Origin of the sequence: Kitasatospora sp. NPDC051914, assembly GCF_040680995.1 — a bacterium.
In the GTDB taxonomy this organism is placed as follows: domain Bacteria; phylum Actinomycetota; class Actinomycetes; order Streptomycetales; family Streptomycetaceae; genus Kitasatospora.
Window position 1 is genome coordinate 1 of record NZ_JBFAXX010000080.1, and the last position, 20,888, is coordinate 20,888.

General features: G+C 73.5%; 17 protein-coding genes and 1 riboswitch. Of the genes, 4 read left to right on the forward strand and 13 right to left on the reverse strand.

The genetic code is table 11. The features are described from left to right. Positions 1-263: 263 nt before the first annotated feature. Entirely contained in the window at positions 264-950 is a 687-nt protein-coding gene (locus AB0M03_RS34745; protein ID WP_363499404.1) for a TetR/AcrR family transcriptional regulator, read from the reverse strand. Positions 951-1,118: 168 nt separating this feature from the next. Between AB0M03_RS34745 and AB0M03_RS34750 the strand changes: the two genes are divergently transcribed. Next, positions 1,119-1,559 carry a nitroreductase family deazaflavin-dependent oxidoreductase gene (locus AB0M03_RS34750; protein ID WP_363499439.1) on the forward strand — a complete coding sequence of 147 codons (441 nt, stop codon included), beginning with the start codon at positions 1,119-1,121 and terminating at the stop codon, positions 1,557-1,559. A 19-nt stretch (positions 1,560-1,578) separates the two neighbouring features. Here AB0M03_RS34750 and AB0M03_RS34755 read toward each other — a convergent pair whose 3' ends face one another. From AB0M03_RS34755 to AB0M03_RS34775, 5 genes are read right to left on the reverse strand one after another with little or no spacing between them, the layout of a single operon-like run. Beyond that, positions 1,579-2,928, reverse strand: coding sequence for a cobyrinate a,c-diamide synthase (locus tag AB0M03_RS34755; protein ID WP_363499406.1), 1,350 nt, complete (start codon positions 2,926-2,928; stop codon positions 1,579-1,581). Between the two features lie 4 nt (positions 2,929-2,932). Continuing rightward, on the reverse strand, positions 2,933-3,529 hold the full coding sequence (gene cobO, locus AB0M03_RS34760; protein ID WP_363499408.1) for a cob(I)yrinic acid a,c-diamide adenosyltransferase: 597 nt from the start codon (positions 3,527-3,529) through the stop codon (positions 2,933-2,935). Between the two features lie 3 nt (positions 3,530-3,532). Continuing rightward, complete coding sequence (locus tag AB0M03_RS34765) at positions 3,533-5,590, reverse strand: putative cobaltochelatase (protein ID WP_363499410.1); 2,058 nt, start codon at positions 5,588-5,590, stop codon at positions 3,533-3,535. Between the two features lie 14 nt (positions 5,591-5,604). After that, a complete protein-coding gene (locus tag AB0M03_RS34770; protein WP_363499411.1) occupies positions 5,605-7,101 on the reverse strand; it encodes a cobyric acid synthase in 1,497 nt (498 codons plus the stop codon). Beyond that, positions 7,098-8,075 (reverse strand): cobalamin biosynthesis protein, encoded by a 978-nt coding sequence (locus AB0M03_RS34775; RefSeq protein ID WP_363499441.1) that lies wholly within the window; start codon positions 8,073-8,075, stop codon positions 7,098-7,100. Before AB0M03_RS34775 ends, AB0M03_RS34770 begins: the two co-directional genes overlap by 4 nt. Positions 8,076-8,188: 113 nt before the next feature. Next, a riboswitch (cobalamin riboswitch) is annotated at positions 8,189-8,324 on the reverse strand. Positions 8,325-8,529: 205 nt separating this feature from the next. Between AB0M03_RS34775 and AB0M03_RS34780 the strand changes: the two genes are divergently transcribed. The 3 genes from AB0M03_RS34780 to AB0M03_RS34790 all read left to right on the forward strand — a co-directional run bounded on the left by AB0M03_RS34780 (position 8,530) and on the right by AB0M03_RS34790 (position 12,335). Continuing rightward, positions 8,530-9,219 (forward strand): helix-turn-helix transcriptional regulator, encoded by a 690-nt coding sequence (locus AB0M03_RS34780; RefSeq protein ID WP_363499413.1) that lies wholly within the window; start codon positions 8,530-8,532, stop codon positions 9,217-9,219. Between the two features lie 265 nt (positions 9,220-9,484). Beyond that, positions 9,485-10,618 (forward strand): hypothetical protein, encoded by a 1,134-nt coding sequence (locus tag AB0M03_RS34785; RefSeq protein WP_363499415.1) that lies wholly within the window; start codon positions 9,485-9,487, stop codon positions 10,616-10,618. Positions 10,619-11,000: 382 nt separating this feature from the next. Beyond that, positions 11,001-12,335: a hypothetical protein gene (locus tag AB0M03_RS34790; RefSeq protein WP_363499417.1), complete on the forward strand. Its 1,335-nt coding sequence runs from the start codon at positions 11,001-11,003 to the stop codon at positions 12,333-12,335. 94 nt (positions 12,336-12,429) lie between these two features. Here the strand turns inward: AB0M03_RS34790 and AB0M03_RS34795 are convergent, their stop codons facing one another. The 7 genes from AB0M03_RS34795 to ccrA all read right to left on the reverse strand — a co-directional run bounded on the left by AB0M03_RS34795 (position 12,430) and on the right by ccrA (position 20,740). Beyond that, a complete protein-coding gene (locus AB0M03_RS34795) occupies positions 12,430-13,254 on the reverse strand; it encodes a CDP-alcohol phosphatidyltransferase family protein (protein WP_363499443.1) in 825 nt (274 codons plus the stop codon). 43 nt (positions 13,255-13,297) lie between these two features. Next, on the reverse strand, positions 13,298-13,945 hold the full coding sequence (locus tag AB0M03_RS34800; protein WP_363499444.1) for a phosphatidylserine decarboxylase: 648 nt from the start codon (positions 13,943-13,945) through the stop codon (positions 13,298-13,300). Between the two features lie 508 nt (positions 13,946-14,453). Continuing rightward, positions 14,454-15,656, reverse strand: coding sequence for an acyl-CoA dehydrogenase family protein (locus tag AB0M03_RS34805; protein WP_363499419.1), 1,203 nt, complete (start codon positions 15,654-15,656; stop codon positions 14,454-14,456). Positions 15,657-15,809: 153 nt separating this feature from the next. After that, positions 15,810-16,313 carry a MaoC family dehydratase gene (locus AB0M03_RS34810; RefSeq protein WP_363499421.1) on the reverse strand — a complete coding sequence of 168 codons (504 nt, stop codon included), beginning with the start codon at positions 16,311-16,313 and terminating at the stop codon, positions 15,810-15,812. A 64-nt stretch (positions 16,314-16,377) separates the two neighbouring features. Next, complete coding sequence (locus tag AB0M03_RS34815) at positions 16,378-17,352, reverse strand: CoA ester lyase (RefSeq protein ID WP_263107913.1); 975 nt, start codon at positions 17,350-17,352, stop codon at positions 16,378-16,380. An 11-nt stretch (positions 17,353-17,363) separates the two neighbouring features. Next, on the reverse strand, positions 17,364-19,403 hold the full coding sequence (locus AB0M03_RS34820) for a protein meaA (RefSeq protein ID WP_363499423.1): 2,040 nt from the start codon (positions 19,401-19,403) through the stop codon (positions 17,364-17,366). Then, positions 19,403-20,740 carry a crotonyl-CoA carboxylase/reductase gene (gene ccrA, locus AB0M03_RS34825; protein WP_363499425.1) on the reverse strand — a complete coding sequence of 446 codons (1,338 nt, stop codon included), beginning with the start codon at positions 20,738-20,740 and terminating at the stop codon, positions 19,403-19,405. The genes AB0M03_RS34820 and ccrA overlap by 1 nt, the downstream gene beginning before the upstream one ends. Positions 20,741-20,888: the final 148 nt, after the last annotated feature.

Sequence of the window (20,888 nt, forward strand, 5' to 3'; positions counted from 1 at the left end):
TGCAGTCGCGAGGGTGTCTGTCTCGGTCGTCACAAACTGAGGTTGGACACCCTCGCGCTGTCCGCGCAGCTATCCCTTGGAATCAGTCGTCTAGGTGAACCCATAGGGGCGCGTGGGGGCACCTCCCGGCCGAAGGCTGGGGGAGAACTGCGCAATTCGGGAGTGGGCGTCACGACAGCATGGGCCAACCATGACCTGTACGACGGACCGCATCCGAATCGCGCAGTTCCCCGCGCCCCTACTGGTGTACCGCTCCTGCGCCTCTAATGCCTGTCCGGGAGACCGACGAAGTCGGCCATCTCCTCGACGGCGTGGGCGAAGAAGGCGTCGGCCGGGTCGAAGGAGCCGACGAGGTGTCCGAACAGCTCGAAGCCGATCATGCCGAAGAGCTGTGTCCAGGCGATCGCGGCCCGGGCCAGCACCGGCTCGGGGAGCGTCGGCGCGTGTTCGGCGCGGAGGCGGGCCAGCTGCTCGCCGAGCGGTCCTCCCGGCACGGGCGGCGCCGCCGCAGGCGCGCCCTCGGCGGCCACCGAGATCAGGGCGAGCGGTAGCCGGGCGGCGTGCCGGACGGTCTCCTGCGGGGCGTGGTAGCCGGGCACCGGTGTGCCGAAGACCAGCGCGTACTCGTGCGGGTTGGCGAGCGCCCAGGCCCGTACGGCGGTGCACAGGGCCCGCCAGCGGGGCCGCGGGGCGGCGGGGGCACCGGCGAGGGCCGCGTCGGCGGCGTCGGCGAGATCGGTGTAGGCATCGACGATCAGCACGGTGAGCAGTTCGTCGCGGCTCGGGAAGTACCGGTAGATGGCGGAGGAGGCCATGCCGAGCTCGCGGGCGACGGCACGCAGTGAGAGCCGCTGGGCGCCCTCGGAGGCGAGCTGTCGGCGGGCCTCCTGCTTGATCTCGCGGGTGAGCTCCTCGCGGGCGCGTTCGCGGGCGGTCCTGATGGCGGTCATGGGGACAGCCTCCCACATTTCCGAGCGCTGCACCGGAACGAGAGCACTGCTCTTGACCGCGCGCGAGGGCGGTGGCACAGTCGTAGGCAGAAGCGAGAGCACTGCTCTCCGAAGCGTCCGCCGCTCGCACTCCAGGGGGTCCCCGTGTCCGACGCCAGCCGCTACGTGATGCCCACCGGCCGCCTCGGTGCCGCCCTGCTCGCCCTGTCCAACCGCACCGTCGCCGCTCTGACCCGGGCGGGCCTCAGCCTCTGGGGTTCCCGGGTGCTGGCGGTGCGCGGCCGCAAGAGCGGCGAGTGGCGCACCACCCCCGTCAACCTGCTCACCCACGGCGGGCAGCGCTACCTGGTCGCGCCGCGCGGCCACACCCAGTGGGTGCGCAACCTGCGCGCCGCGGGCACCGGTGAACTCCGGCTCGGCCGCCGCGCCGAGGCCTTCAGCGCGGTCGAACTCCCCGACGCCGAGAAGCCGGCCGTGCTCCGCGCCTACCTCAAGCGCTGGAAGTTCGAGGTCGGGGTCTTCTTCGACGGCGTCGACGCGGACGCCTCCGACGCCGACCTGCTGCGGATCGCGCCCGGCTACCCCGTCTTCCGGCTCGCCTCCGTCTGACTGCGGCGTGTCCCGGGCGTCAGAGCGCCGCGCGGACGAGGCGCTCCGCCAGCTGCGGCGCCCCGGCCCAGTGCAGGTGCAGGTACGAGCCGTGCACCGAGCCCTGCACGAAGCCCTCGACGGCGGGCCCGGAAGGTGCGCGCCAGCCCCAGGCGGGCTGCTCGCCCGCGCCCGGCTCGCAGACCGTCCGGTGGAACTCGTGGCCGCGCACCCGGGTGCCGGCCGCGGCGAGCGGGCTGTCCGCCAGGGCCACCGCCTCCCGGTAGCCGAGGGTGAGCCGCTCGGTCATCCGGGCGGTGTGCGGCAGTACCCCGCACATCTCCTTGCCGTCCAACTCCCGCCCCAGGTAGAGCAGTCCGGCGCACTCGGCGGCGATCGGCGCACCGCCCGCGGCCAGCCCGGCGATCGCCGTCCGCAGCGACGCGTTGGCGCTCAGCTCGCCCACGTACATCTCGGGGAAGCCGCCGCCGACCACCAGTCCCCGTGTGCCGGCGGGGAGTTCCTCGTCCCGCAGCGGGTCGAACGGCACGACCTCCGCGCCCGCCGCGGTGAGCAGTTCGGCGTTCTCCGCGTACGAGAAGGAGAACGCGGCGCCGCCCGCGACGGCGATCCGCGGCCGGCCGGCGACGGGGGAGACCCCCGCGGCGGCGGACCACGGTTCGGCGTCCAGCGGCGGGGCGCTGCGGGCCAGCGCCAGCAGCGCGTCCAGGTCTACCGAGGCGGCGACGAGTTCGCCCATGTCGCGGACGGCCCGCAGGGCGTCCGCGGAGCGTTCCACCGCCGGGATCAGGCCGAGGTGGCGGGAGGGGGTGGCCACCGAGGCGGCGCGCCGTACGCAGCCGAGCACCGGCACCCCGGAGCCCTCCTCCAGCGCCTCGCGCAGCAGTTGCTCGTGCCGGTCGGAGGCGACCCGGTTGAGGATCACCCCGGCGAGGCGCACCTGCGGGTCCCAGGAGGCGAAGCCGTGCACCAGCGCCGCCACCGAGCGGGACTGCGAGGAGGCGTCCACCACCAGCACCACCGGTGCCTTGAGCAGTTTGGCGACCTGCGCGGTGGAGGCGAGCTCGCCGCGTCCGGCCGCCCCGTCGAACAGCCCCATCACGCCCTCGACCACCGCCACGTCGGCCCCGGCGGCGCCGTGCAGGAAGAGCGGGGCGATCCGCTCCTCGCCGCACATGTACGCGTCCAGGTTGCGGCCCGGGCGGCCGGCGGCCAGCGCGTGGTAGCCCGGGTCGATGTAGTCCGGGCCGACCTTGTGCGGGGAGACCGCGAGGCCGCGTGCGGCGAGCGCGGCGATCAGGCCGGTGGCGACGGTGGTCTTGCCCGCGCCCGAAGAGGGCGCGGCGACGACGAGACGGGGGATGTTCAACGGGCTACCACTCGATACCGCGCTGGCCCTTGCGGCCGGCGTCCATGGGGTGCTTGACCTTGGTCATCTCGGTGACCAGGTCGGCGAATTCGGTCAGCGGCTCCTTGGCGTACCGGCCGGTGATCACCACGTGCTGGCTGCCCGGGCGGTCCTTGAGCACCGACACCACCTCGTCGACGTCCACCCATCCCCAGTGCATCGGGTAGGTGAACTCGTCGAGCACGTAGAAGCGGTAGGTCTCGGCGGCGAGGTCGCGCTTGACCTGCTCCCAGCCCTCCTTGGCGGCCTCCTCGCTGGACTCCATGCCGCGCTGAACCCAGGACCAGCCCTCGCCCATCTTGTGCCAGGCCACCGTGCCGCCCTCGCCGGAGGCGCCGAGGACGCGCAGCGCGTTCTCCTCGCCGACCTTCCACTTGGCGGACTTGACGAACTGGAACACCCCGATCGGCCAGCCCTGGTTCCAGGCGCGCAGCGCCATGCCGAAGGCGGCGGTCGACTTGCCCTTGCCGGGGCCGGTGTGCACCGCGGTGATCGGCAGGGTGCGGCGCTGACGGGTCGTCAGACCGTCGTCGGGGACACTCTCGGGCACTCCCTTGGGCACGGCTCAGGCCGCCTTTCGCTGGGTGGAGACGGAACGGTGGTCGCGGACGAGCGCCGCCACGCCCTCGGCGCGCAGCTCGTCCAGGGTGACGGCGGGGCCGCCGAGGCGGGCCGCCAGGGTGCGGGCCAGACCGAGCCGGACATGGCCGGACTCGCAGTCCAGCACCACGCTCGCCACGCCCTGCCCGGCCAGCAGGCCCGCGGCCCGCTCGGCCTGCGCCAGGGCGTCCCGGCCGCCGGTGGCCCGGCCGTCGGTGACGAGGACCAGCAGCGGGCGGCGGTCCGGGTCGCGCATCCGCTCGATCCGCAGCACCTCGTGGGCGCGCAGCAGCCCGGCGGCCAGCGGGGTCCGCCCGCCGGTCGGCAGCTGCTCCAGCCGGGCCGCCCCGACCTCCACCGAGGAGGTCGGCGGCAGCGCCAGTTCGGCGCCGGCGCCGCGGAAGGTGATCATGCCGATCTTGTCACGCCGCTGGTAGGCGTCCATCAGCAGCGACATCACCGCGCCCTTGACCGCGCCCATCCGCTGCCGGGCGGCCATCGAGCCGGAGGCGTCCACCACGAACAGCACCAGGTTGGACTCCCGGCCGCGGCGCACCTGCTCCCGCAGGTCGTCCTTGGCCAGCACCAGGGCCCGCCCGGACCGGCCGCGGGCGGCCTGGTGCGGGGCGGCGGCCTGCAGCGTCGCGGTCAGGTGCAGCCGGGCCAGGCGGCCCTGCGGGCGGCGCGCCCGCACGGTGTGCCCGCCGTCGGTCTCCGCGACCGAACGCCGCCCCAGCGCACCCCGGCCGGTGCCGGGCACCTTGAACAGCCGCGTGCGGTACGGGTCGGCGCTCGCCACCGGGGCGGCCTCCCGGCCGGTGCCGGGCGCCTGGCGGGGCTGCGGCGGGGCCTGCTCCGGAGCCTGCGCGGGGTCGGAGGCCGCCGAGCCGTCAGGCGCGTCCGCGGGCGCGGGGGCGCCGCCGGGGCCGTCCGGGCCGCCGCCGTCCGGGCCGTCGTCCTGCGGCCCGCCGCCGTTCGGGTCACTGTCGTCCGGGCCGTCCTCCTCGGAGCCCGCGTGCTCCTCCAGCGTGCGGTCCAGCTGCTCCTCGTCCAGGCCGGGCGCGTCGAAGGGGTTGCGGCGCCGGCGGTGCGGCAGTGCCAGCTGCGCGGCCTTGCGCACGTCCTCCTCCAGCACCTCGGTGCGGCCCGCCCAGGCCGCCAGTGCGACCGCCGTGCGGGCCATCACGATGTCCGCGCGCAGGCCGTCGACCTCGAAGGCGGCGCAGACCGCGGTGATCTGACGCAGCGCCGCGTCGGTCAGCTCCACCTTCGGCAGCAGCTCCCGGGCGGCGGTGATCCGCTCGGCGAGCGCCCGCTCCTCCCCGGCGAACCGCTCGGCGAAGCCGGCCGGGTCGGCGTCGTACGCGAGCCGCCGGCGCACCACCTCGGCCCGCTCCTGCGGGTCCCGGGTCGCCGCGATCTCCACCGTCAGGCCGAACCGGTCGAGCAGCTGCGGCCGCAGCTCGCCCTCCTCCGGGTTCATGGTGCCCACCAGCAGGAAGCGGGCCGCGTGCCGCACCGACACGCCCTCCCGCTCCACGTACGAGCGGCCCATCGCCGCCGCGTCCAGCAGCAGGTCGACCAGGTGGTCCTGCAGCAGGTTGACCTCGTCGATGTAGAGCACGCCGCGGTGCGCCTTGGCCAGCAGGCCCGGCTCGTACGCCTTGACGCCCTCGGCGAGCGCCCGCTCCAGATCGAGCGAGCCGACGATGCGGTCCTCGGAGACGCCGACCGGCAGCTCCACCAGGTGGGCGGGCCGCTCCAGCGAATCGGCGCCGCCGTGCGCGCCGTCCGGGCACTGCGGGTCCGGCGCCGCCGGGTCGCAGGCGAACCGGCAGTCGGCGACCGCGTCGATCGACGGCAGCAGCCCCGCCAGGGCGCGCACCATCGTCGACTTGGCGGTGCCCTTCTCGCCGCGCACCAGCACACCGCCGACGGCCGGCGAGACCGCGTTCAACAGCAGCCCGAGCCGCAGGTCGGCCATGCCGACGATCGCGGTGAACGGATAACGGGCGTCACTCATCTGCTCTCCCTTGCTCACGGCGCACCCGGCGGCACGAACGGCAGCCCCTGCGGTGCCCCGCCCTCGATCAGCTTCCACAGCGCGTCGGTGTCCGCATGCTCCTCGATCAGGTCGCCCAGCCGGTCCAGCCGCTCCTCGCGCGCCGCGGCGAACGAGGTGTCCGGCGCCGGTACGAACGCCCGCCCGGCCGCCGCCGCCACCTCGCGCAGCAGCGCCCGCCGGAAGCCGTCGTTCTCCAGCGCGCCGTGCCAGGTCGTCCCCCACACCGCGCCGACCCGGCAGCCGTCCAGGAAGGCTTCCCCGCCATCGACGGCCACCACGCCGTGGTGGATCTCGTACCCCTCGACCCGCTCCCCGTACGCCTCGCCGACCGGCCGGCCCAGCACCTTCTCCGTGCCGAACTCCACCCGGGTCGGCAGCAGCCCCAGGCCCTCGACGGCGCCCGCCTTCGACTCCACCGCGTCGACGATCTCCCGCGACAGCATCTGGTAGCCGCCGCACACGCCGAGCACCGGCAGCCCGGCCGCGGCCCGCGCCTGCAGGGCGGTGTCCAGGCCGCGCTCGCGCAGCCAGGCCAGGTCGGCGACGGTCGCCCGGGTACCGGGCAGCACCACCAGGTCGGCGTCGGCCAGCTCCTCCGGCCGGGTCGCCCAGCGCACCAGCACGCCCGGCTCCTGGGCCAGCGCGTCCACGTCGGTGAAGTTCGACAGCCGCGGCAGCCGCACCACGGCCACCCGCAGCACGTCCGCGCCGCGCGGGGCCGCGGTCGGACGGTTCTCCACCGCGGTGGAGAGGTCCAGCGAGTCCTCGGCGTCCAGCCACAGGCCGGGCAGCATCGGCAGCGTGCCCAGCACCGGACGGCCCGTCAGCTCCCGCAGCATCTCCAGGCCCGGCGCCAGCAGCCGGGCGTCCCCGCGGAACTTGTTGACGAACCAGCCCGCCACCAGCGACTGGTCCTGCGCGGACAGCAGCGCCAGCGTGCCGTACATCGCCGCGAACACCCCGCCGCGGTCGATGTCGCCGACCACCACCACCGGCAGGTTCGCGGCCGTGGCCAGGCCCATGTTGGCGATGTCCCGGTCCCGCAGGTTGATCTCGGCGGGGGAGCCGGCGCCCTCGCAGACCACCACCTCGTACCGGCTGCGCAGGTCCGCCAGGCACTCCAGCGCCCGCTCCAGCAGGACGGGCTTGCGCTCGCGGTAGTCCAGCGCCCCGACCTCGGCCACCGGCCTGCCGAGCAGCACCACCTGGCTGCGGCCGTCCGCCCCCGGCTTCAGCAGCACCGGGTTCATCGCCGCCTCGGGCTCCACCCGGGCGGCCTGGGCCTGCATCGCCTGGGCACGGCCGATCTCGGCGCCGTCCGCGGTGACGAAGGAGTTCAGCGACATGTTCTGCGCCTTGAACGGCGCCACCCGCACCCCCTGCCGGGCCAGCCACCGGCAGATCCCCGCCGTGACCACGCTCTTCCCCGCATCCGAGGTCGTCCCCGCCACCAGCAGAGCCTTCGTCACGTGACACTCCCTTGCGAACCGGTGATGGAGGGGACACGGCCGAGTGCGGTGCGTCCGAGGGCGTGGGCGGCCGTCGTCACCGCCAGCGCCAGCACCCCCACGCGGCGGGAGAGCCGGCAGGCGCGCTCGATGTCCGGGACGTCCACCGGCCGGAGTTCGGCGCCGAGGACGGGCCGGTGCTCCACCCTCTCGCCGTACTGCAGGGTGCCGCCGAGCCGCACGCCGAGCCCGCCCGCGAAGGCCGATTCCGCCTGTCCGGCGTTGGGGCTGGGGTGTGACGACCCGTCGCGCCGCCAGACCTTCCAGGCGGCCCGCGGGTGCTCCGCGGCGGCGACCGTCAGCAGCGCGGTCAGCCGGGCACCGGGCCAGCCGGCCACGTCGTCGAGCCGGGCGGAGGCCCAGCCGAAGCGCAGGTGGCGCGGCGAGCGGTGGCCGACCATCGCGTCCAGGGTGTTGACGGCCCGGAAGGCCAGCAGCCCGGGGGTGCCGGCCAGCGCGCCCCAGGTGAGGGCGTTGACCACGGCGTCGGCGGTGTTCTCGGCGACGGACTCGACGACCGCACGGGCGATCTGCTGCCCGTCCAGGGCGCTGGGGTCGCGGCCGCACAGGTGCGGCAGGCGCTCCCGGGCGGCGGCCAGGTCGCCGGCCTCCAGGAAGCGGCCGATCGTCCGGGCCTCGCGGGTGAGGGAGGTACCGCCGAGCACCGTCCAGGCGGAGGCCGCGGCGAGGGCCGACCGTGCCCGGGGGCGCCGCCGCAGGGCGCGGTCGGCGAGGACGGCGCCGGCGGCGACGGTGCCCACGCTCAGGGCGGTGAAGGCGGCTCCGGTGCCCCGGTGGTCGCGCCAGAGCCGGCGCTCCAGGCGGCCGGCCGCGGTGCCGAAAAGGGCGACCGGGTGGCCGCGGCGGGGGTCGGCCAGCGCGGTGTCGGCGAGGTAGCCGGCGACGGCGCCCAGCAGGTAGGGGGAGGGGTTCACACGGGCCACGGCCCGGCTCCCCGGTCGGGGCGCAGCGGTGACCGCTGGGCAGCCTGCATGGCGTGCGTGTCCTCACTCAGGGTCCGCGCCCTGGATCGACGAACCGGCGGCGAGAGTCTCCTGGCTTCCGGGTCGGACACGCGCTCGGGCCTTCCAGCGGCCCTGTCGCGGACCGCCGTGACCATGCAGGTCGAGCGTGCTCCCCGGTGACAGTGGCGGGACCGCGCCGGACTCGCACCGGCTTCCTCTGCATGCCTCCGTATGGCCCCGAGATCCCATCACGCGTCCCGACCGGGAGTCAACAAAGCCTGTGGAGGGGTTGGTCACACACCGTCGCCGTTCCGACCGCCCCGGGCCCCGTACGATCCTCCAGCCCCGGGCCCGGGCGGCGCGCCCCGCTTCGTGCGTTCGGCGAGTGGGTCGGTGCGCGCGGCCGCCCGTACGTTCTTGTCGCATGCGACGCAGACCGTCCTCCCCGCCGCCGGTGCCGTTCTCCCCGCAGGCCGCGCGGGCGCACCGCGCCGGGCTCGGCCTGACCCCGGAGCAGGTCGCCGAGGCCATGGCCGCACACGGCGTCCGGCTGCTGCCCGCCCATGTGGCGGCCTGGGAGGCCGGTGAGCTGCGGCCCTCGGAGGAGGAGTTCGTCGCCCTGTCGAGGGCGCTGTGGTGCCCGCCCGTGCAGCTGATGGGCGTCCGCCCGGCGACCCTCCGCGACTTCCGGCTGTCGCGCGAGCTGACCAGGGAGCAGGCCGCCCGCCGGATCGGGGTCAGTGTGCAGACGTACGCCAGGGCCGAGGACACCGGCCACTGGGACGCCGACGAGGAGCAGAGCCTCGCACTGGCGCACGCACTCGGCCTGACCCTGCGGGCGCTGGTGCACGTGACCGGCCGTCAGGACGAGCTGGAGCTCCTGCTGCGGCAGGTCGTCGACGGCCGCTGGCAGGCCCGGCTGCGGGCGGTGGCCAGGCTCGTGCCCGTCCCGGACCCGGTGCTCGGCGAGGTCCTCGCGGACCTCCAGGACGAGTACCTCGTCCCCGCCCACTGGGGCTCCGCCGTCCCGGACGCCGCCCGCCCCCCGGCCCGCCCGCTCGCCGACCGCTTCTGGGAACTGCTGTCCCGGCCGGGGACGGACGTCCCGGTCTAGGGTGCCCGGGGCTACCACTCAGGGGCGGGGGGAACTGCGCAATTCGGATGCGGGTGTCGTGGCGGCATGGGCCGACCCATGTTCTGTACGGCGGCCCACATCCGAATTGCGCAGTTCTCCCCCAGCCTTCGGCCGGGAGGTGCCCCCACGCGTCCCTGATGGGGCACCCCTGCGCCGCCGCCCGGACGGACCCGTTCGGGTGGCCGCGGTCCGGGGCCGGGCGTGGACTGGGAGCGCCATGTCCAGCCGCCCACCGGGGAGCGCCATGCGTTGGGGAACCGCCGCGATCGTCGCGGCCGCCGCCGTCGGGACGGGGGCCGCCGTGCTGCTGATCGGCCGCCGGGTGTCCGAGCGGGCCGTCCGCCCCGGCTTCGCGGGGATGGGACTGCCGGGCCGCGGCGGCGCCCGCCCCGGCATCCGGGTCCAGGACCTGGCCGCCGACCGGGTCACCCTCACCCGCAGCGTCGAGACCGAGCGCCCCGGCCGCTACGCCCTGGAGTGGGCCGACGGCGGCCACGCCGTGATCGGCGACGTGCTCGCCACGGGCCCGCAGAGCGTCACCCGGCGGCTGCTCGCGACCGGCGCCGGCACGCTGCGCACCGGGACGGAGGTCCGGGTGACCGCCCGTACCGAGATCGGCGACCCGGCCTCCGCGCTCGGCCTGGACTTCACCGAGACCGTCGTCGACGGCGAGCTCGGCCCGATGCCCGCCTGGTACCTGCCGGGCATCCGCGGGGTGTGGGCGATCCTGGTGCACGGCCCCGGCACCGACCGGCAGCAGGCGCTGCCCGTCCTGCCGGTGCTGCACGCGCTGCGCATGCCGGTACTGGTGATCACCCACCGCGGGGACGAGGGCGCCCCGCCCTCCCCGGACGGGCTCGGGCACTTCGGCGAGACCGAGTGGCGGGACGTGGAGTCCGCCGTCCGCTTCGCCCACGGCCACGGCGCCGGCCGGATCGTGCTGTACGGCTGGTCGCTCGGCGCCACGATGGCCCTGCACACGGCGGCCCGCTCGGCCTGGCGCGACTCGCTGGCCGGCCTGGTGCTGGACTCGCCGGTGCTGGACTGGCCCGCCACCGTCCGCCGGGAGGCCGCCCGGGCCGGCGTGCCCGCCCCGCTCGCCGAGCTCGGTGCGCTGGCCGCCGAGGGCCGCTCGGGGGTCGACCTGGCCGGGTTCGCACGGCTCGCGGCCGGCACCGACCTCCAGGTGCCCGCGCTGCTGCTGCACAGCCCGGTGGACGCCGTGGCGCCCTGGTCGGCCTCCGCCCGGCTCGCCGCCCGCCGGGACGACCTGGTGAGCCTGCACGCCGTCCCGGACGGCGCCCACGCCGCCCTGTGGAACGCCGACCCGGACGGCTACGGCGAGGCGCTGCGCCGCTGGCTCACTCCGCTGCTCTGACCGCCGCGCCCGCCGCGCCCGCCGCGGTCCACGGGCCGTCGGTGGGCCTCCGGACCGGGAAACCCGGGGCGTGCTCATGCCAGGTCGGCCGTCGTGGCGACCCGGTTTGGTGGCTGATGCCCGATCTCATCCCCCGTCCGCGGACCGGACCTACGATCGCGCGTAGAACTCGATGTGACAGAAGGCCGGTACACGGGGAAGACTGCTCGGCGTGACGTCTCGGAACCCGCGCGACCGTGATGCCCCGCTCCCGCCCGCGATCCGCACCGGAGCGACGGTGACCCGTCTGCCAGGAGCGGCCCGCCGAGCCGAGAGCACGCCTCCGGGTGGGCCAGTCCGCCGCCGTACCCCCGCGCCCAAGCCGGGCCGCGGCCGGGTGCCGGTGCCGGACGGCTTCCCCGCACCCGCCGAGCTGGCCCCGCTGGCCCGCCGGATGCTCGCCGACGCCGTGCGGATCTCCCGCTGGGCCGGCGAGCTCGGCGAGGTCGACAAACGCGGCGAGCTGCTGCCCGACGACGCCCGGGCCGCCGGGCGTGCCCTCGCGATGACCGTCGGCGCCGCGGCGAAGGCCTGGGGCCAGGCGCTGCTCGTCGGCCTGGTCGAGCTCCGCGACGGCGGTGCCGGGCCCGGCTGGCGGCTCAACGCCTGGGAGCACGACGACGAGGCGGTGATCCGCGGCTGGTCCGCGCTGTTCGACGCCTGGACGCTGCTCGCCCCCGTGCCGCCGGCCGCCATGCGCGGCGTCTTCGCGGTGCTCGCCGGGCAGGCCGTCGACCAGGCGCCGCACCTGCTGTCCTTCCTGCACCTGGTGGACGGGCCGGTCGCCGACAGCGAGCTGCTGGAGCTGCTCCGCCGTGGCCTGGACGAGCGCCGCCACGGCGCCTCCGGCGGCGGCCTCGGCCTCTCCCCGGTGCCGCACGCCGCCTCCGCGATGTCCGCCGTCCGCGGCACCTGCCGGGAGCCGCAGATCGACACCCCCACGACCGCTGCCGACGCCGCAGCCGTCCTCGACTGGATGCTGGACGGCCTGGCCGCCGTCGGCGCCCTGGAGCGCCGCGACGAGGCCGCCGAGCTGTCCCCGCTCGGGCACTGGGCGGTCCGCGCCAAGCTGGAGGAGATCTGCACCGTCGCGCAGACCGCCGCCGGGCACATCGAGCAGAGCGCCATGGAGCTGCTCAGCGCCTGCGCCGAGTACACGCCCGGTCCGGCCCGCGCCGAGTACCGGGCCTGGGTGGCCGCCCGCCCGGTGGACCGCGCGGTGGCCGAGCTGCTCGACGCCGCCCGCGGGGAGGACGCGCTGGTGCGCGGCCTCGCCTTCGAGGCGCTGCGGGTGGCCGGCGGAACCGCCGAGCAGGCGGTCCGCGCGGCCGTCGAGGAGCCCGTGCTGCGGCCCTACGCGCTGCTGTGGCTGGCCGAGCGCTCCGACGAGGGCCCGGTCGCCCCGGCGGACGTGCTGGGTGCGGAGGACGCCGCCTGGCTGTGGGTGGACACCGCGGCGGCCCTGCTCGACCACGGGGACACCGCGCTGCTGGTCCCGCACGTGGAGGGCGCGTCGGCCGGCGAGCCGGTGCGGCTGTTCAACCGGGCCCGGCAGTCCGGCCACCCGCGGGCGGCTTCGGTGCTGACCGCCGTCTCCGGCGTCCACCCCGACCCCGCGGTGGCCCGTGCGGCCCGCCGCTCCGCCTTCAGCGTCCACAACGGCGGCGCGGGGCAGTAGGGGCGAGCGGGAGCCCCCGGTGGGTCCCTGCAGGCATGCAGGACATGCGGAAGGGGCCCGTATCCGAGTCGGATACGGGCCCCTTCCGTGTGGTTCAGCAGCCGCGGGACTCCGCGCGGCGGGCGCGGACGTCGCCGACCTTCTGGCCGACCTTGCGGCGGATCACCAGCATCGGCGCCATCGCGGCGAGCGCGATCTGGGCGGTGGCGCCGATGTGCATCAGCGTGTCGCCGCCGGGCAGACCGGCCGCCCAGGCCGCCAGGCAGCCGATCGAGACGACGATCCAGCAGAGCGTCGCGGTGGCGAGCAGGCCCTGCGGCTTCGGGTACTCGATCCGGCTGACCATCAGGTAGGCCACGCCGAAGATCATCAGCAGACCCGGGACGAACGGCGGGTCGAGGAGCACGATGGCGATCACCGTCATCGCACCCATCGGGCACGGCATGCCCTGGAAGATCCCCGGCCGCATCTTGACGGCCGAGAACCGGGCGAGCCGCAGCACCACCGCCAGCAGGACGGTCAGCGCGATGAACGCCGAGAGCTGCTGGTTGCTGTCCGGCGACACGATGCCCCAGACCGCCACGAAGTAGGCCGGGGCGATGCCGAAGCTGATCAGGTCGGCCAGGTTGTCCAGCTCCGCGCCCAGCGCCGAGGAGCGCAGCTTGCGGGCCACCAGGCCGTCGAACAGGTCGCACATCGAGCCGATCAGCAGCAGCGTGACCGCGGTGGCGGCGCTGTTGCGGTTCGGCGCGGAGGTCTCACCGGTGAGGTGCGGCATCAGGACCCCGGTGGTGATCGAGTAGATCGCCAGGAAGCCGCAGACGGCGTTCCCCAGGGTCAGGAAGTCGGCGGTGGACAGGTGCTGCGGCGAACGGGGCGCCCGCAGCTCGCGGTCGCGCGCCCAGCGGCGGCGCCGCAGCTCCGTCTCCTCCTCGTCTCCGAGGCCGACGAGAGTCTCAGGATCAGTCACGGTCAAGGCGCGTCACCCCGGCGGTGGTCTTCTGGCCGACCTCGACGCCCACCTCGACGCCGGCCGGCAGGTACGTGTCGACGCGGGAGCCGAAACGGATCAGACCGATCCGGTCGCCCTGCTCGACCTTGGTGCCGGCGCTCACGTACGGCACGATGCGGCGGGCCACGGCCCCCGCGATCTGCACCATCTCGATGTCGCCGAGCTCGGTGTCGAAGTGCCAGACGACCCGCTCGTTCTGGTCGCTGTCCTTGTTGAACGCCGGGACGAAGCCGCCGGCGACGTGCTCCACGGACGTCACGGTGCCGGGCAGGGGCGCCCGGTTGACGTGCACGTTGAGCGGGCTCATGAAGATGGCCACCCGGGTCCGGCCGTCCGGCCAGGCGTCGATCGACTGCACCACGCCGTCCGCGGGGGAGATCACTCTGCCGGTGCCGATCTCACGCTCCGGGTCGCGGAAGAACCACAGCATGCCCGCACCGAGGGCGCAGGCCGGGACAGCCGCCAGGGCCCACTTGCCGTTGCGCCGGGTGAGGGCGGTCGTGACGGCGGCGGTGGCCAGGGTCGGGGCGAACCAGGGGGTTGCGCCGCGTGCGATGGTCACGCGCGGGCGGCGACCTGCCGTCGGCGCGGCGAACAGGTCGCCGTCCTGGACGGAGGTGTGAGGGGACGGGCTGATGGGCATCGAAGACCTTAGTCGCGGGGGATCATGGCCGCTGGACGGGGGCCACCGCGGGGATCGGGTACATGGGGACGCTGTCCCGGTGGATGCTATCGGGACCAGGCGGTAGGTGGGCAAGCCGCCTGTTCATGGATATGCCGGGCATGGTGCCAAGCCACGCCTGCTATGTGTACGACCGTAGCCGAGGCGGGGTGTTTCCCAAAGGGTCCGGGCGCAGCGCGTGACCCACGTCTCATCCGGGCCCCGGAGTTCCTGACGGGGCGTCGGCGCCCGGCGCGCCGGCCGTACGCCCCGGGTGGACAGAGGCGGCCGCAGGGCGCGTACCTGCTGGTATGCACCCTACGGCCGCCTCCGGACCTGCCGTACCGCCCCCCTCGGCTGACCAGGCCGTACCGGTGCGGCAGGGGGCCGGGAACGGGCCCGCACGCCCGCGCCCGACCATGCGGAAAGTCGGGGACCGGCCGGCTCAGTCGGCCAGGCGGTACTCCTCGAGCAGGCGGCGACCGACGATCATCTTCTGGATCTCCGCAGTACCTTCACCGATGAGCAGCATCGGGGCCTCGCGGTAGAGGCGCTCGATCTCGTACTCCTTGGAGAAGCCGTAGCCGCCGTGGATGCGGAAGGCGTCCTCCACGACCTCCTTGCAGTACTCGGAGGCGAGGTACTTCGCCATGCCGGCCTCGAGGTCGTTGCGCTCGCCGCTGTCCTTCTTGCGGGCGGCCATCACCATCATCTGGTGCGCGGCCTCGACCTTGGTGGCCATCTCGGCGAGCTTGAACTGGATCGCCTGGTGCTCGGCGATCTTCTTGCCGAAGGTGGTGCGCTGCTGGGCGTAGGAGATGCCCAGCTCGAAGGCGCGGCGGGCGACACCGCAGCCGCGGGCGGCGACGTTGACGCGGCCGACCTCGACGCCGTCCATCATCTGGTAGAAGCCCTTGCCCGGGACGCCGCCGAGGATGCGGTCGGCCGGGATCCGGACGTCCTGCAGCACCAGCTCGGTGGTGTCGACGCCCTTGTAGCCCATCTTCTCGATCTTGCCGGGGACGGTCAGGCCGGGAACCTTCGGGTTCGGGCCGAAGCCGGCCTCCTTCTCGATCAGGAAGGTGGTCATGTTCTTGTACGGGGTGTTGCCGCCCTCGTCGGTCTTGCAGAGGACCGCGACCAGGGTGGAGGTGCCGCCGTTGGTCAGCCACATCTTCTGGCCGTTGAGGACGTAGAACTCGCCGTCCTTGACGCCCTTGGTGGAGATCGCCGCGACGTCGGAGCCGAGGCCCGGCTCGGACATCGAGAAGGCGCCGCGGATCTCGCCGGCCGCCATCTTCGGAAGGAAGTAGTCCTTCTGCTCCTGGGTGCCGTGCGCGTTGATCATGTGCGCGACGATGAAGTGCGTGTTGACGATGCCGGAGACGGACATCCAGCCGCGGGCGATCTCCTCGACCACCAGCGCGTAGGTCAGCAGGGACTCGCCCAGGCCGCCGAACTCCTCGGGGATGGTCAGGCCGAACAGGCCGAGCTGCTTCATCCCCTCGACGATCGCGGTCGGGTACTCGTCCTTGTGCTCCAGCTCGGTCGCGACCGGAATGATCTCCTTGTCGACGAAGTCCCGCACGGTGGCGAGGATGTCCCGCTGGATCTCGGTGAGGCCGTCGGTCTGTGCGAGGCGTCCCATCGTGCGGCTCCCTATCTGAAGGCGTGAGGGTGGGGGGAGGTCGGGGCAAAGCGCGGAAGTCGTTGTCGGGGGCCCTGCCGGCGTGGCTGCGGCAGCAGGGCCCCCGTGCCGGGTGGGGTGAGGCCGATGACGGCGGCCTACCCGTCCGGGGTCTCAGGAAGCAGGAGTCGGGCGGCCGGGCTGCTCGCCGCCGCGCTCCTTGGTGTACGTCTCGGTCGGCACCATCACCTTGCGGCGGAAGATGCAGACGACCGTGCCGTCCTGCTTGTAGCCCTTGGTCTCGACGTAGACGATGCCGCGGTCGTCCTTGGACTTGGACGGCCACTTGTCGAGGACGGTCGTCTCGCCGTAGATGGTGTCGCCGTGGAAGGTCGGGGCGACGTGGCGCAGCGACTCGATCTCCAGGTTGGCGATCGCCTTGCCGGAGACGTCCGGGACGGACATGCCGAGCAGCAGGGAGTAGATGTAGTTGCCCACGACGACGTTCTTGCCGAAGTCCGTCGTCTTCTCCGCATAGTTGGTGTCCATGTGGAGCGGGTGGTGGTTCATGGTGAGCAGGCAGAAGAGGTGGTCGTCGTACTCGGTGACCGTCTTCCCGGGCCAGTGCTTGTAGACCGCGCCGACCTCGAACTCTTCGTAGGTGCGTCCGAACTGCATGGGGGTGTCCTTGGGTGTGAGATGCGAGCGAGCCGGGCCTGAAGCGAGCCGAGCCTGAAAAAGATCAGGCCTGCGGGGGCTCGAACTTCGAGGTGCGCTCCATGCCGGCGGCGCGGCCCTTGCCGGCGATGACCAGGGCCATCTTGCGGCTGGCCTCGTCGATCATCTCGTCGCCGAGCATCGCGGAGCCCTTGGCACCGCCGGCCTCCGAGGTGCACCAGTCGTAGGCGTCGAGGATCAGCTCGGCGTGGTCGTAGTCCTCCTGCGAGGGCGAGAAGATCTCGTTCGCGGCGGCGACCTGGTCCGGGTGGAGCACCCACTTGCCGTCGAAGCCGAGGGCGGCGGCGCGGCGGGCGACCGCCTTGTAGCCGTCGGCGTTGCGGATCTGCAGGTAGGGGCCGTCGATGGCCTGCAGGTCGTTGGCACGGGCGGCCATCAGGATGCGCATCAGGATGTAGTGGTAGGCGTCCGCGTCGTAGCCGGGCGGCTGCTCGCCGACGACCAGCGACTTCATGTTGATGGAGGCCATGAAGTCGGCCGGGCCGAAGATGATGGTCTCCAGCCGGGGCGAGGCGGTCGCGATCGAGTCGACGTTGATCAGGCCCTTGGCGTTCTCGATCTGCGCCTCGATGCCGATCTTGCCGACCTCGAAGCCCATGGTCTTCTCGATCTGGGTGAGCAGCAGGTCGAGCGCCTTGACCTGCTCCGCGTCCTGGACCTTCGGCAGCATGATGCAGTCGAGGTTGGGGCCGGCGCCCTCGACGACGGTGATGACGTCGCGGTACGTCCAGTGGGTGGTCCAGTCGTTGACCCGGACGACCTTGGTCTTGTTGCCCCAGTCGCCGTTGTTGAGGGCGTCGACGATGTTGTGCCGGGCGCTCTCCTTGACCAGCGGGGCGCAGGCGTCCTCCAGGTCGAGGAAGACCTGGTCGGCGGGAAGGCCCTGGGCCTTCTCCAGGAAGCGCGGGTTGCTGCCGGGCACGGCCAGGCAGGAGCGGCGCGGCCGGAGGCGGTTGACGGTGGTCATGAGGGTGGTGATTCCTTCCCGGGTCAGCTGGTCGCGGTCGTGTGCGGCGCCGCGGCCCACGGCTGGAGCCTGTTGGCCAGCCGGATCTCGTCCACGATCCGGCCGATGATGGTGGTGATGCCGAAGTCCTTCGGGGTGAAGACCGCGGCGACACCGGCGGCCTTGAGGGCCTCGGCATCCGCAGCGGGGATGATGCCACCGACGATCACGGGCACATCCTCCACCCCCGCGCGCCTCAGCCGCTGCAGGACGTCGGGCACCAGCTCGGGGTGCGCACCCGAGAGGATGGACAGGCCCACGCAGTGCACGTCCTCCGCGACGGCGGCGGAGACGATCTGCTCCGGCGTGAGCCGGATGCCCTGGTAGACCACCTCGAAGCCGGCGTCGCGGGCCCGGACGGCGATCTGCTCGGCGCCGTTGGAGTGCCCGTCCAGACCGGGCTTGCCGACCAGCAGGCGGAGCTTGCCGGTGCCGAGCTCGGCGGCCGTTGCGGCGACCGCCTCGCGGACGGCGGCGAGCTCGCCGCCGGGCTCGGCCGCCACCGCGACCGGGGCGCCGCCCACGCCGGTGGGGGCGCGGTACTCGCCGAAGACCTCGCGCAGGGCGAAGGCCCACTCGCCGGTGGTCACGCCGGCGCGGGCGCAGGCGAGGGTGGCCGGCATCAGGTTGTCGGTGGTCACCGCGGTGGCCTTGAGCCGCTCCAGGGCGGCCTGGGCGGCCGCCTCGTCGCGCTCGGCGTGCCACTTCTCCAGGCCGGCGAGCACGGAGCGCTCGGAGGCCGGGTCCACCACCATGATCGCGGTGTCGAGGTCCGCGGTGAGCGGGCTCTCCTCCGTGGTGTCGAAGCAGTTCACTCCGACGATCTTGTCCTCGCCGGCCTCGATCCGGGCGCGGCGGGCCGCGTGCGAGGCGACCAGGTTGGACTTGAGGTAGCCGGACTCGACGGCCGGGATGACGCCGCCCATCTCCAGCACCTTGGCGATCTCGGCCTCGGCGCCGGCGAGCAGTTCGTCGGTCTTGGCCTCGATCACGGTGGAGCCGTTGAAGATGTCGCCGTACTCCAGGAGGTCGGACTCGTAGGCGAGCACCTGCTGGATGCGCAGCGACCACTGCTGGTCCCACGGGCGGGGGAGGCCCAGGGCCTCGTTCCACGCGGGCAGCTGGACGGCGCGGGCGCGGGCGTCCTTGGAGAGGGTGACCGCGAGCATCTCCAGCACGATGCGCTGGACGTTGTTCTCCGGCTGGGCCTCGGTGAGGCCGAGCGAGTTGACCTGCACGCCGTAGCGGAACCGGCGCTGCTTGGCGTCCTCGATGCCGTAGCGCTCGCGGGTGACCTTCTCCCAGAGCCGGGAGAAGGCCCGCATCTTGCACATCTCCTCGACGAAGCGGACGCCCGCGTTCACGAAGAAGGAGATCCGGCCGACGACCTCGCCCATCCGCTCGGCCGGCACCTGGCCGGAGTCGCGGACGGCGTCGAGGACGGCGATCGCGGTGCACATGGAGTACGCGATCTCCTGGACCGGGGTGGCCCCGGCCTCCTGCAGGTGGTAGCTGCAGATGTTGATCGGGTTCCACTTGGGGATGTTCGCGACCGTGTAGGCGATCATGTCGGTGATCAGCCGGACGGACGGCCCGGGCGGGAAGACGTGCGTCCCGCGGGACAGGTACTCCTTGACGATGTCGTTCTGGGTGGTGCCGGTGAGCTTGGCGATGTCCGCGCCCTGCTCCTCGGCGACCACCTGGTAGAGCGCCAGCAGCCACATCGCGGTGGCGTTGATCGTCATGGAGGTGTTGGTCTGCTCGAGCGGGATGCCGTCGAACAGGGTGCGCATGTCGCCGACGTGGCCCACCGGCACGCCGACCCGGCCGACCTCGCCGCGGGCGAGGACGTGGTCCGAGTCGTAGCCGGTCTGCGTGGGCAGGTCGAAGGCGACGGACAGGCCCGTCTGACCCTTCGCCAGGTTCCGCCGGTAGAGCGCGTTGGAGTCGCTCGCGGTGGAGTGGCCGGCGTAGGTCCGCATCAGCCACGGACGGTCGCGCTGGACACCTTCACGGTCTGCCATCAGATGTCCCGGAAGCGGTTGATCGCCGGCAGGTGCTTGGCACGCAGCTCGTGGTCGCGGACGCCCATGCCCTCCTCGGGGGCCAGGCAGAGCACGCCGACCTTGCCCTGGTGCTTGTTGTGGTGCACGTCGAGGGCGGCCTGGCCGGTCTCCTCCAGGGAGTAGACCTTGGAGAGGGTCGGGTGGATCTTGCCCTTGGCGACCAGGCGGTTGGCCTCGAACGCCTCGCGGTAGTTGGCGAAGTGCGAGCCGACGATGCGCTTCAGCGACATCCACAGGTAGCGGTTGTCGTACTGGTGCATGTAGCCGGAGGTGGAGGCGCAGGTGACGATGGTGCCGCCCTTGCGGGTGACGTAGACCGAGGCGCCGAAGGTCTCGCGGCCCGGGTGCTCGAAGACGATGTCCACGTCCTCGCCGCCGGTGAACTCGCGGATCTTGCTGCCCAGGCGCTTCCACTCGCGCGGGTCCTGGGTGTTCTCGTCCTTCCAGAACTTGTAGCCCTCGGCGGAGCGGTCGATGATCGCCTCGGCGCCCATGGCGCGGCAGATCTCGGCCTTGGCGTCGTTGGAGACCACGCAGATCGGGGTGGCGCCGCCGGCCAGCGCGTACTGGGTGGCGTAGGAGCCGAGGCCGCCGCTGGCGCCCCAGATCAGCACGTTGTCGCCCTGCTTCATGCCGGCGCCGTTGCGGGAGACCAGCTGGCGGTAGGCGGTGGAGTTGACCAGGCCCGGGGAGGCGGCCTCCTCCCAGGTGAGGTGCTTCGGCTTGGGCAGCAGCTGGTTGGTCTTCACCAGGGCGATCTCGGCGAGGCCGCCGAAGTTGGTCTCGAAGCCCCAGATGCGCTGCTCCGGGTCCATCATCGTGTCGTTGTGGCCGTCCGGGGACTCCAGCTCGACCGAGAGGCAGTGCGCGACGACCTCGTCACCGGGCTTCCAGGCGTTGACGCCGGCGCCGGTGCGCAGGACGACGCCCGCGAGGTCGGAGCCGAGGACGTGGTACGGCAGGTCGTGGCGCTTGGTCAGCGGCGACAGGCGGCCGTAGCGCTCCAGGAAGCCGAAGGTGGAGACCGGCTCGAAGATCGAGCTCCACACGGTGTTGTAGTTGACGGAGCTCGCCATGACGGCGACCAGGGCCTCGCCCGGGCCGAGCTCGGGGAGGGGGACCTCGTCCAGGTGGAGGGACTTGCGGGGGTCCTTGTCGCGGCTGGCGAGGCCGGCGAACATCTGCTCCTCGTCCTTGTGGAGCGTCACCGCCCGGTAGGACTCCGGCAGCTTGATCGCGGCGAAGTCCGCCGAGGTGCTGTCGGAGCTGAGGATCGCGTCGAGGATTTCGTTCATGGCTGCCTCCGAAGGCGTACCTGTGTGAGGGCACAGGGCGTCTGGGGGAGCCGGGAGCGGACACCGGCTTCGCTGAGGGTCTGGGTGGGATTGGGTCGACGGTCTGCGACGGATGTGGTGTCGCCGAAGTCGTGCTTGCCCCCGAGGT